Genomic DNA, 10,177 nt, shown 5'->3' on the forward strand with positions numbered 1-10,177 from the left:
CCAGGATGCAGGCCCAGACCCCGGGAATGCAAAAATCCACACCCCGCGTAGTTGAGGTGTGGATTTAAAGCCTGGCCAGCCGCCGGGCACCTAGCGACTGCGCTGGGCAGTGGCCGGGTGAGGGGGCGTCACTAGAAAGTGCGCTTAGAAGTGGCGACCAACGTGAGCCTCGTCGCGCATGCGCTTGACCATGTGCGGGTGGTGCAGCTCGAACGCCGGGCGCTCGGAGCGGATGCGAGGCATGGAGTTGAAGTTGTGGCGCGGCGGCGGGCAGGAGGTTGCCCACTCCAGGGAGTTGCCGTAGCCCCACGGGTCATCAACGGTGACGACCTCGCCGTAGCGGTAGGACTTAAAGACGTTCCACAGGAACGGAATCATGGAGATCGCCAGGATGCAGGCACCAACCGTGGAGATCTGGTTCAGGGTGGTGAAACCATCCGTCGGCAGGTAGTCAGCGTAACGACGCGGCATACCCATGTTGCCCAGCCAGTGCTGCACCAGGAAGGTGGTGTGGAAGCCGATGGTAACCAGCCAGAAGTGGATCTTGCCCAGCTTCTCGTCCAGCATGCGACCGGTCATCTTCGGGAACCAGAAGTAGATACCAGCGAAGGAAGCGTAGGTCACGGTACCGAACAGGGTGTAGTGGAAGTGAGCAACCACGAAGTAGGTATCCGAAACGTGGAAGTCCAGAGCCGGGGAAGCCAGCATGACACCGGTCAGACCACCGAAGAGGAAGGTGGCGAAGAAGCCGACCGCGAAGATCATCGGGGTCTCGAAGGTCAGGCGGCCCTTCCACATCGTGCCCAGCCAGTTGAAGAACTTCATACCGGTCGGCACGGCGATCAGGAACGTCATGAAGGAGAAGAACGGCAGCATCACGGCGCCGGTCACGAACATGTGGTGCGCCCACACGGCCATGGACAGTGCAGCAATCGACAGGGTTGCGAACACCAGGCCGACGTAGCCGAACATCGGCTTGCGGGAGAACACCGGGAAGACCTCGGACACGATGCCGAAGAACGGCAGTGCCAGGACGTAAACCTCAGGGTGGCCGAAGAACCAGAACAGGTGCTGCCACAGGATAGCGCCGCCGTTACCGGCGTCGTAGATGTGGCCACCCAGCTTGCGGTCGTAGAAGACACCCAGGGCTGCAGCGGTCAGCAGCGGGAAGATCAGCAGAACCAGCAGAGAGGTAACCAGGATGTTCCAGGTGAAGATCGGCATGCGGAACATGGTCATACCCGGCGCACGCAGGCACAGGATGGTGGTGATCATGTTCACAGCGGAAGCGATGGTACCGATACCACCAACGCCGACACCCAGGATCCACAGCTCAGAGCCCACACCCGGAGAGTGCGTAGCGTCTGCCAGCGGCATGTACATGGTCCAACCGAAGTCAGCAGCACCACCCGGGGTCAGGAAGCCGAGCAGCATAACGACACCACCGGCGGTGGTCATCCAGAAGCCGAAGGCGTTCAGGCGGGGGAATGCCACGTCAGGCGCGCCGATCTGCAGCGGCAGGATGTAGTTCGCGAAACCGAACACCATCGGGGAGCCGTACAGCAGCAGCATGATCGTGCCGTGCATCGTGAACAGCTGGTTGAACTGCTCATTGGACAGGAATTGCTGACCCGGAGAGAAAAGCTCGATACGGATCAGCAGGGCCATCAAGCCACCAATCATGAAGAAGGTGAAGGACATGATTAGGTACATGATGCCCAGAAGCTTGTGGTCGGTCGTGGTCAGCATCTTCCATGCGAGGCTGCCACGCGGTGCCTCACCGAAAGGCGCAGGCCGAGCCGGGGAAACCTCATGGCTTTCCCTAGGCGCTACTGCGGTCATTAGTTCCTCCTGACTACGCGTGACCTGCCCTTTTCCTCTTGCGAGCCTTAAGCGACTCACAGGATTCCTTGAGCTGGTCACCCAAAAGAATGTTTCCTCTACCCTGTTCCCGCTGGGTCGGCTTCGTCAACAACCGACCCGAACAGACGCAGAATGCTTACATAGTATCCCGTCAACGCGCATTTCAATAGCCGTGGACGGTGCTCAGCTAACAGATCCCACGTTTTCGGGGGTGCTAACCGGGGTGATAGCTATGCGGCGGCTTCGAAGTCGCCACTTAGAAGTCGCCGCATATGAGTCGCCTACTAGAAGTCCCAGTCGTCGTCGACGGTGTTCTCAGCCTTACCAATTACATAGGAAGAGCCGGAGCCGGAGAAGAAGTCGTGGTTCTCGTCACCACCCGGGTTCAAAGCGGACAGGATCGCCGGGGAGACGCGAGTCTCGTCAGCCGGGAACAGCCCCTCATATCCCAGGTTGTTGAGCGCCTTGTTGGCGTTGTAGCGCAGGAAGCGCTTCACGTCCTCGGTCCAGCCGAGCTCGTCGTACAGATCCTCGGTGTACTGCGCCTCGTTGTCGTACAGCTCCAGCAGCAGGTCGAAGGTGTGCTCCTTCAGCTCCTCCTGGCGCTCCGGAGTCTCGTTTTCCAGTGCGCGCTGGTACTTGTAGCCGATGTAGTAGCCGTGCACGGACTCATCGCGGATGATCAGACGAATAATGTCCGCGGTGTTGGTCAGCTTCGCGTGCGAGGACCAGTACATGGGCAGGTAGAAACCGGAGTAGAAAAGGAAGCTCTCCAGCAGAACGGAGGCGATCTTCTTCTTCATCGGATCTTCACCCTCGTAGAAGTCGAGGATGATATTCGCCTTGTTCTGCAGCTTGTCGTTCTCCTCGGACCAACGGAAAGCATCGTTGATCTCCGGCGTGGAGGCCAGCGTCATGAAGATAGAGGAGTAAGACTTCGCGTGGACGCTCTCCATGAAGGAGATGTTCGTCATCACTGCTTCCTCGTGCGGGGTGGCCGCATCCTCGATCAGCTTCACCGCACCGACGGTGCCCTGGATGGTGTCCAGCATGGTCAGGCCTGTGAACACGCGCATGGTCGCCTGCTTCTCCATGTCGTTCAGCGTGGACCAGCTGGGCACGTCGTTGGACAGCGGCACCTTCTCAGGCAGCCAGAAGTTGGCGGTGAGGCGATCCCACACCTCCAGGTCCTTCTCGTCCGGAATGCTATTCCAGTTGATGGCGGATACCGGATCGCCGTCGACGCGGTGTACGGGAGTGTGGGGTGCGTGCGCACTCATCGCTTGCGTGTCTCCTTCTTCACAAAACGTGCTGATTTTCTCGCTGACCCTCAGCTTGTGCACTTCGCCCCATCATACCCCGTTTCCTCGACGCGCCTACCCCTCGGCCACTACACCCATTTTGGGGGTCTTTCTTAATGACGCCCTCAGCGCGCACTGGAGTCGATTTCAGCCCGGAGCTGGGGGCGTCACTACCTAAAGAGCACGTCAGGATTGGTTTACAGGGCAGCCTAAGTAAAGACAGCCTCACCGACTAAACAACAGGCTCTGACCTGCATTGATAAAATAAGGGTAGCCTGCGTTTGCTAGCCGATTGGATAAACCCTGAGTACGTTGAGCTGCATGGAAATCAACGAGAAATTTCAAAAGCAATTGAACGAACAGGTCACCGCAGAGCACCAGGCTGCGCTGGTCTACACGCAGCTGGCTTACGAGCTGGATCGCCTCTCCTTCGACGGCATGAGCAGCTGGATGCAGGCGCAGGCTGACGAGGAGCGCGAGCACGCTCAGAAGTTCGCGCAGCACCTGCTGGACCGCGACGCGCGCGTGGACATCGAGACTGTTGAGATGCCTTCCCTGAAGATCTCCACCCCGCTGGACGCCTTCGAGGCATCCCTCGAGCACGAGCGTAAGGTCTCCGCGCTGATCCGCGACCTCGTGAAGACCGCCGACGAGGTTGGCGACATCGACTCCCGCAACCTGCTGAACTTCTTCCTGGAGGAGCAGATCGAGGAGGAGGCCACCGTCAGCGCCATCATCGACCGCATCAAGCTGGTGGGCAACGATGGTTCCGGCCTGCTGCGCATCGACGCGGAGCTGGGCAACCGCTAACAGTTAATACGAAGCCAGAGAAAGAAAAAGCCGACTGGGATTCCTCCCAGTCGGCTTTTTCGTGTTCGGTGCAGGCCGCCCTCCACTTAGAGCAGGCCGCTCCCCTCCCCACTTAGAGCATGCAGCTGACGCAGCCCTCAACCTCGGTGCCGGTCAAGGCCGTCTGGCGGAGGCGGATGTAGTAGATCGTCTTGATCCCCTTGCGCCATGCATAGATCTGCGCGCGGTTGATATCGCGCGTGGTGGCGGTGTCCTTAAAGAACAGGGTCAGCGACAGGCCTTGATCCACGTACTTCGTGGCCACAGCGTAGGTGTCGATGATCTTCTCGTAGCCGATCTCGTAAGCGTCCTCGTAGTACTCCAGGTTCTCGTTCGTCATGTACGGAGCCGGGTAGTACACGCGGCCGATCTTGCCCTCCTTGCGGATCTCAATCTTGGAGGCGATCGGGTGGATCGAGGACGTGGAGTTGTTGATGTAGGAGATCGAACCCGTCGGCGGGATGGCCTGCAGGTTGCGGTTGTACAGGCCGTGAGCCTGCACGTCTTCCTTCAGCTGCTGCCAGTCCTGTGCGGTGGGCACGTGGATGCTGGAGTTGCCGAAGATCTGGCGCACACGCTCCGTCTTCGGGGCGAAGTCGGCCGGATCGTAGCGGTCGAAGAACTCGCCGGTGGCGTACTGGGAGTTCTCGAAGTTGTGGAACTTCTCGCCGCGCTCCTGGGCGATCTTGTTGGAGGCCTTCAGAGCCTCGTACATCACGGTCGCGAAGTAGGCGTTGGTGAAGTCCAGCGCCTCCTCAGAACCGTAGTGAATGTGCTCGCGCCCCAGGAAGCCGTGCAGGTTCATCTGACCCAAACCGATGGCATGGGAGTTGTCGTTGCCCTGGCGCACCGACGGCACGGAGTCGATGGAAGTCTGGTCCGCCACGGCGGTCAGGCCACGGATGGCGGTCTCGATGGTCTTGGAGAAGTCTTCCGAATCCATCGCCTTCGCAATATTCATGGAGCCCAGGTTGCAGGAAATATCGTCGCCGATCTTCTTGTACGTCAGGTCAGCGTTGAATTCCGACGGGGTGGAGACCTGCAGAATCTCGGAGCACAGGTTCGAATGGGTAATGCGGCCTTCGATCGGGTTGGCCTTGTTAACCGTGTCCTCGAACATGATGTACGGGTAACCCGACTCAAACTGGATCTCCGCCAGAGTCTGGAAGAATGCACGCGCGTTGATCTTGGACTTACGGATGCGCGGATCCTCCACCATCTCCTCGTAGTGCTCGGTAATGGAGACGTCGGCGAACGGCTTGCCGTACACGCGCTCGACGTCGTACGGACTGAACAGGTACATGTCGTCGTTGCGCTTGGCCAGTTCGAAGGTGATGTCCGGGATCACCACGCCCAGCGAAAGGGTCTTGATGCGGATCTTCTCGTCCGCGTTCTCGCGCTTGGTATCCAGGAAGCGCAAAATGTCCGGGTGGTGCGCGCTCAGGTAGACCGCACCGGCACCCTGGCGGGCACCCAGTTGGTTGGCGTAGCTGAAGGCATCCTCCAGCAGCTTCATCACGGGGATCACACCGGAGGACTGGTTCTCGATGTGCTTGATCGGCGCGCCGGCCTCACGCACGTTCGACAGCAGCAGAGCCACACCGCCGCCGCGCTTGGATAGCTGCAGCGCGGAGTTGATGGAGCGGCCGATGGACTCCATGTTGTCCTCGATGCGCAGCAGGAAGCACGAAACCGGCTCACCGCGCTGCTTCTTGCCGATGTTGAGGAAGGTTGGCGTTGCAGGCTGGAAGCGGCCGTCCATGATCTCGTCGACGAGGTTGGACGCCAACTCGGTATCCCCCGCCGCCAGGCCCAGCGCAACCATGCACACGCGATCCTCGAAACGCTCCAGGTAACGGCGACCGTCGAAGGTCTTCAGCGTGTAGGAGGTGTAGTACTTGTACGCACCCAAGAACGACTGGAAGCGGAACTTCTTCGCGTAAGCCTGCTTGAACAGAGACTTCACAAAGCTGAACTCGTACTGATCCAGCACCTCAGGGTCGTAGTACTCGTTGTCCACCAGGTACTTAACCTTTTCTTCCAGATCGTGGAAGTAAACGGTGTTCTGGTTGACATGCTGCAGGAAGTACTGGTTTGCAGCCTCGCGGTCCTTGTCGAATTGGATTTCCCCTGCATCGTTGTACAGGTTCAACATCGCGTTCAGAGCGTGATAATCCAGCTGCTCCCGCTGGTCAACGGGCTCCTGGACGGTCTTGCCAAGCTCGGTGCCAGTCATGTGTATGCGTCTCCTCAAAAACTCGCGCTAAGAAAAATGCCTCGCGCTCGTGTGTTCGTTTCGATTCTAATCAGTGCCCCGGACATGTGCGGGGCGGGTCAGCTCGCCAGATCCCACCGGCCCTCGTGCCGCAGGGAGGCCTCAAACTCCGCCAATCCCTCACGCACTCGGTGGACGTCCTCCTCCGTTCCCATCAGCTCAAAGCGGTACAGGTACGGCACCTGGCACTTAGCGGAGATCACCTCGCCGGCCTTGGCAAAGTCCGACCCGAAGTTAATGTTCCCCGCGGCGATCACCCCGCGCAGCCACTTGCGGTTTTGCTCCACGTTGAGGAACTTGATTACCTGCTTTGGAACTGGTCGGGCGTAGTCGCCTGTCATTCCCGCTCCCCCGCCGTATGTCGGCACGACCAAGACATGCGGTTGGTCGACGAGCAGTGGGGCGTCATTACGCTTTAGAGGGATGCGGGAGGAAGGCAACCCGAGCTTGCGCACGAAGCGGTGAGTGTTCTCCGTCGTGGAGGAAAAATACGTGATTAGCATTGAGCCTCATTCAGACAGTGGCGCGCGCAAAAATAGTCCCCACCTGATAGACGGTGAAGGCGAAGCGACGCGCGGGGGTTAAGCAGCCTTGGCGGTCAGGGAACGAATGCGATCCGGGCGGAAGCCGGACCAGTGATCTTCACCGGCGACAACCACGGGAGCCTGCAGGTGACCCAGCGCCATTACGTAGTCACGAGCCTCATCGTCGAGGCTGATGTCAACGAGCTCGTACTCCAGACCGGCCTTATCGAGGGCCTTCTTGGTGGCGTTGCACTGAACACATGCGGGCTTGGTGTAGACGGTGATCATGGTGGCTGTCATTCTCCTGGTTCGTGGGCGCTATCAGTGTTGGTCTTTGTCAGTCTTTACGCTGGCCGTAGCAACGACCTCGGCGGGCGATAGTCAGGCGTACTGTGCCTTCATCGCCCCTCATCGACTTGCTTAAGACTACACATCACATGCGTGTAAGACAACCGCTAAAACACAACATTTTGGGGCTTCCTTAAAACTGAAACACAATATCTAGTAGTTACATCTTGAGTATTCGCAGGTGGGGAAAAATCCCACCACTACATCTAGCCACATAAAAAACATGTTTGTAATTTCAAAGCCGGGATTTGAGACAAAAAATCCCCCGCCTCCGCGGTGCTTTAAGCACTCTCAGCGGAAGACGGGGGAAGTGGAACCTTGTGGTTCTTAGCCCTGGCGAGCCTTGAAGCGGGGTTCCTTCTTGTTGATCACGTAGACCTTGCCGCGGCGACGAACGACCTGAGCGCCCGGCTTGTTCTTCAGCGACCGAAGGGACTTGCGGACCTTCATCGGGCGCTCCTTTCCTCATCGACTTTCTTACATCGCCAGGCAGTACAGGCTAACAGGCTAAAGCCCGCTTATGCCGCCCGGCACAAACACAAACGATGAGTTTACCCATCGCCGACTCCAAAACCAAATAAGTGCAAATAGACTACCCGAGCACCCCGCACTCCCCTGCGGACTAGCATCTAACCCATGAGCCCTTCCGCAAACCAGCCGAACCACACCCCCGACAACCCCGGCAGCACTAGCAGCGCCGAGCGCCCGGGCGCGCGCCCGCTACACGCGCAGATCATCGCAGAGTTGGGAGTGCGCCCCACCATCGACCCCGCCAAAGAGGTAGAGCGTCGCGTGCAGTTCATCGCCGACTACATGCAGGCCACGGGAGTTCACGCCCTTGTGCTAGGAATCTCCGGCGGCCAGGATTCCACCCTGGCGGGAAGGCTGTGCCAGCTGGCGGTCGAGCGCCTCAACCAGGAAGGCACACAAGCCCAGCAGACAGAGCAAGCAGATACTCCCCAGCCCTACCGCTTCTGCGCCGTGCGGCTGCCCTACGGAACCCAGGCGGACGAGGAAGACGCACAGGTGGCGCTGAAGTTTATCGCGCCGAGTATGGGCGTCACAGTAAATATCAAGGGCGCAACCGACGAATCGGCGCGCGCGGCGAGCGAGGCCCTCGGCATCGCGCAGGTTAGCGACTTCAACAAGGGCAATATCAAGGCGCGCGAACGCATGATCGCGCAGTACGCGCTGGCGGGCGAACTCGGCGCGCTGGTGGTCGGCACGGATCACGCGGCAGAGGCAGTCACCGGCTTCTACACCAAGCATGGCGACGGTGCGGCGGATCTGGTGCCGCTGGCGGGGCTCACGAAGCGGCAGGGTGCGGCGCTGCTGCAGCACCTCGGCGCCCCGGACAGCACGTGGCAGAAAGTGCCGACCGCGGATCTGGAGGAAGACCGCCCCGCGCTCCCCGACGAGGAGGCGCTGGGCGTGACGTACACGCAGCTCGACGACTACCTGGAGAGCACCAACGGCGCTGCCGACATCGACCCGCAGGTCGCCGAGCACATCGAGAAGCTATGGTTCCGCTCGCGCCACAAGCGGCACTTGCCAGTCACCCCGCACGACGAATGGTGGCGCAGCTAGGCCCCCACACCGCTGAGCCGTGGCGCAGCTAGAAAACGAACTGATCCAGAATCAGCGCGGTAAACGCCAGGAACCAGGCGATAACCACCACCAGCGGCATACCCAGCGCGGAGTGCGGAACATCCTCCCCCGCCTCGCGCCGCTTCTCGCGCTGGATGTGCACCAACGTCATCACAAACATCGGTAGGGTCGCCGCCCACACGGCCATGCAGTAAGGGCACAGCGCGCCGATGGAGTAGATCGCGGAGTAGGCCAGCCAGTGCACAAACACCACCCCCAGAGCCAACCCGACCAAGGTGCAGTACCACATCCAGCGAGGAAGTTTCGCGCCGACGATCAGTATCACGGCGAGGGTCATCATCACCGGGAAACCGATCATTCCGATAAATGGGTTTGCGAATCCAAACGTAGCCGCCTGATCCGAGGCCATCACATCCGTACACGAGATGACCTCGTTGAAAGTACACGCCGGCTCGAAGTTAGGATCCAGCGCCATCTGCAGCTTGTCGTGCATGATCAGCGTGGAGAAAACCAGCCCGATCGTGGATAGCACCAGGAAGGTGTAGCCGAAGCGTTTCGTAGCACCTAAACCGTTCATGTGCTCGCTCTCTTTATTTACTGACGCCCTCACGTCCCACTGCGCTCACATCGGCGCTTTCAGGCGCGGAGTGAACCGGTTTGGGGTCGCCGTCCATCGAGGAACTGGGCGATTTCCAACGAGGTTAGATTAGCACGGTGGATTACCCTGTATAGATCTTCGACCGATGCCCCACATCGACGACGATAACGACAATCTCCTCGTCCACAATATCGGCAATGATCCGGAGATCCCCCACCCTCCATCGCCACAATCCAACCTTGTTTCCGGATAATGCTTTGCCTCGGGATCGAGGGTTCGGAAGCTCAGAGACTTCCCTAAGTAAATGGCTGACGCGATCTCTATTCTGCTTGTCTAGTTTCTTGTATGCTTTGGCCGCGCGGGGAGAGAATCCAATCTCCCAGGTCACATTCGGCCTCCAGGTCCGTCAGCGAAACGGTCTCAATTTCCCCTCTACGGATTCGAGCCGCTTCATCCTCCAAGGCGTATAGATACTCAAGCTCCGCAAGGTGCGCCCCCAAGGCTTCACGCACGTAGAAGGAACTGGGCCGCCCCGTCCTCTGGGACAACCTATCCAATCGTCTCTTTTGCTCATCATCGATGCGCAAATTAATCACTGCACCGTTCATACCCATATTTCTACGCTCCCCCCCGTTAGAAAATCTAGACCGTGTCACTATCGGGTCACTCCGTCTACGGCACCTACAGACTAGGGTTAAGTAAAGAAAAGTGTGTCCGCATGCCACCATAACCCCAGACCACACACCACAAATCACCAAAGAATAGCTCCCCGAAAGCTATTACCCACACCATCCCGCACCTCCGGCCACAT

At 59.2% G+C, this 10,177-nt stretch carries 11 protein-coding genes; 2 read left to right on the forward strand and 9 right to left on the reverse strand.

Annotated elements, in window-relative coordinates:
* Nucleotides 1–144: 144 nt before the first annotated feature.
* A complete protein-coding gene (gene ctaD / locus MHX52_RS10025) occupies nucleotides 145–1,842 on the reverse strand; it encodes a cytochrome c oxidase subunit I (RefSeq protein WP_035005012.1) in 1,698 nt (565 codons plus the stop codon).
* Between the two features lie 305 nt (nucleotides 1,843–2,147).
* Entirely contained in the window at nucleotides 2,148–3,143 is a 996-nt protein-coding gene (gene nrdF / locus MHX52_RS10030; protein ID WP_239318064.1) for a class 1b ribonucleoside-diphosphate reductase subunit beta, read from the reverse strand.
* Nucleotides 3,144–3,485: 342 nt separating this feature from the next.
* On the opposite strand from nrdF, the gene MHX52_RS10035 reads away from it, so the two are divergent.
* A complete protein-coding gene (locus MHX52_RS10035) occupies nucleotides 3,486–3,974 on the forward strand; it encodes a ferritin (RefSeq protein ID WP_049049676.1) in 489 nt (162 codons plus the stop codon).
* 112 nt (nucleotides 3,975–4,086) lie between these two features.
* On the opposite strand, the gene nrdE is transcribed toward MHX52_RS10035, so the two are convergent.
* The 4 genes from nrdE to ykgO all read right to left on the reverse strand — a co-directional run bounded on the left by nrdE (nucleotide 4,087) and on the right by ykgO (nucleotide 7,610).
* Entirely contained in the window at nucleotides 4,087–6,249 is a 2,163-nt protein-coding gene (gene nrdE, locus MHX52_RS10040) for a class 1b ribonucleoside-diphosphate reductase subunit alpha (protein WP_083293765.1), read from the reverse strand.
* Nucleotides 6,250–6,347: 98 nt separating this feature from the next.
* Nucleotides 6,348–6,791, reverse strand: a complete 444-nt coding sequence (nrdI, locus tag MHX52_RS10045) for a class Ib ribonucleoside-diphosphate reductase assembly flavoprotein NrdI (RefSeq protein ID WP_035005017.1) — start codon at nucleotides 6,789–6,791, stop codon at nucleotides 6,348–6,350.
* A 78-nt stretch (nucleotides 6,792–6,869) separates the two neighbouring features.
* Complete coding sequence (gene nrdH, locus MHX52_RS10050; protein ID WP_011273153.1) at nucleotides 6,870–7,100, reverse strand: glutaredoxin-like protein NrdH; 231 nt, start codon at nucleotides 7,098–7,100, stop codon at nucleotides 6,870–6,872.
* A 387-nt stretch (nucleotides 7,101–7,487) separates the two neighbouring features.
* Nucleotides 7,488–7,610, reverse strand: coding sequence for a type B 50S ribosomal protein L36 (ykgO, locus tag MHX52_RS10055; RefSeq protein WP_005511141.1), 123 nt, complete (start codon nucleotides 7,608–7,610; stop codon nucleotides 7,488–7,490).
* 186 nt (nucleotides 7,611–7,796) lie between these two features.
* Between ykgO and nadE the strand changes: the two genes are divergently transcribed.
* Nucleotides 7,797–8,747 (forward strand): ammonia-dependent NAD(+) synthetase, encoded by a 951-nt coding sequence (nadE, locus tag MHX52_RS10060; RefSeq protein ID WP_080722703.1) that lies wholly within the window; start codon nucleotides 7,797–7,799, stop codon nucleotides 8,745–8,747.
* Nucleotides 8,748–8,775: 28 nt separating this feature from the next.
* Here the strand turns inward: nadE and MHX52_RS10065 are convergent, their stop codons facing one another.
* The 3 genes from MHX52_RS10065 to MHX52_RS10375 all read right to left on the reverse strand — a co-directional run bounded on the left by MHX52_RS10065 (nucleotide 8,776) and on the right by MHX52_RS10375 (nucleotide 10,094).
* Nucleotides 8,776–9,345 (reverse strand): vitamin K epoxide reductase family protein, encoded by a 570-nt coding sequence (locus tag MHX52_RS10065; protein WP_070487176.1) that lies wholly within the window; start codon nucleotides 9,343–9,345, stop codon nucleotides 8,776–8,778.
* A gap of 142 nt (nucleotides 9,346–9,487) precedes the next feature.
* Nucleotides 9,488–9,754, reverse strand: a complete 267-nt coding sequence (locus MHX52_RS10070; protein WP_239318065.1) for a type II toxin-antitoxin system RelE/ParE family toxin — start codon at nucleotides 9,752–9,754, stop codon at nucleotides 9,488–9,490.
* The gene (locus MHX52_RS10375; protein ID WP_370642249.1) at nucleotides 9,687–10,094 is read right to left on the reverse strand and encodes a ribbon-helix-helix protein, CopG family; all 408 of its coding nucleotides are present in this window, start codon (nucleotides 10,092–10,094) and stop codon (nucleotides 9,687–9,689) included. Before MHX52_RS10375 ends, MHX52_RS10070 begins: the two co-directional genes overlap by 68 nt.
* Between the last annotated feature and the right edge of the window lie 83 nt (nucleotides 10,095–10,177).

This window comes from Corynebacterium sp. ACRQJ (assembly GCF_022346045.1).
In the GTDB taxonomy this organism is placed as follows: Bacteria; Actinomycetota; Actinomycetes; order Mycobacteriales; family Mycobacteriaceae; genus Corynebacterium; species Corynebacterium evansiae.

Bases quoted from the DNA above. Each gene is read 5' to 3' on its own strand.
- ctaD (WP_035005012.1), bottom strand. From the start codon at position 1,842: ATGACCGCAGTAGCGCCTAGGGAAAGCCATGAGGTTTCCCCGGCTCGG.
- nrdF (WP_239318064.1), bottom strand. From the start codon at position 3,143: ATGAGTGCGCACGCACCCCACACTCCCGTACACCGCGTCGACGGCGAT.
- MHX52_RS10035 (WP_049049676.1), top strand. From the start codon at position 3,486: ATGGAAATCAACGAGAAATTTCAAAAGCAATTGAACGAACAGGTCACC.
- nrdE (WP_083293765.1), bottom strand. From the start codon at position 6,249: ATGACTGGCACCGAGCTTGGCAAGACCGTCCAGGAGCCCGTTGACCAG.
- nrdI (WP_035005017.1), bottom strand. From the start codon at position 6,791: ATGCTAATCACGTATTTTTCCTCCACGACGGAGAACACTCACCGCTTC.
- nrdH (WP_011273153.1), bottom strand. From the start codon at position 7,100: ATGATCACCGTCTACACCAAGCCCGCATGTGTTCAGTGCAACGCCACC.
- ykgO (WP_005511141.1), bottom strand. From the start codon at position 7,610: ATGAAGGTCCGCAAGTCCCTTCGGTCGCTGAAGAACAAGCCGGGCGCT.
- nadE (WP_080722703.1), top strand. From the start codon at position 7,797: ATGAGCCCTTCCGCAAACCAGCCGAACCACACCCCCGACAACCCCGGC.
- MHX52_RS10065 (WP_070487176.1), bottom strand. From the start codon at position 9,345: ATGAACGGTTTAGGTGCTACGAAACGCTTCGGCTACACCTTCCTGGTG.
- MHX52_RS10375 (WP_370642249.1), bottom strand. From the start codon at position 10,094: ATGGTGGCATGCGGACACACTTTTCTTTACTTAACCCTAGTCTGTAGG.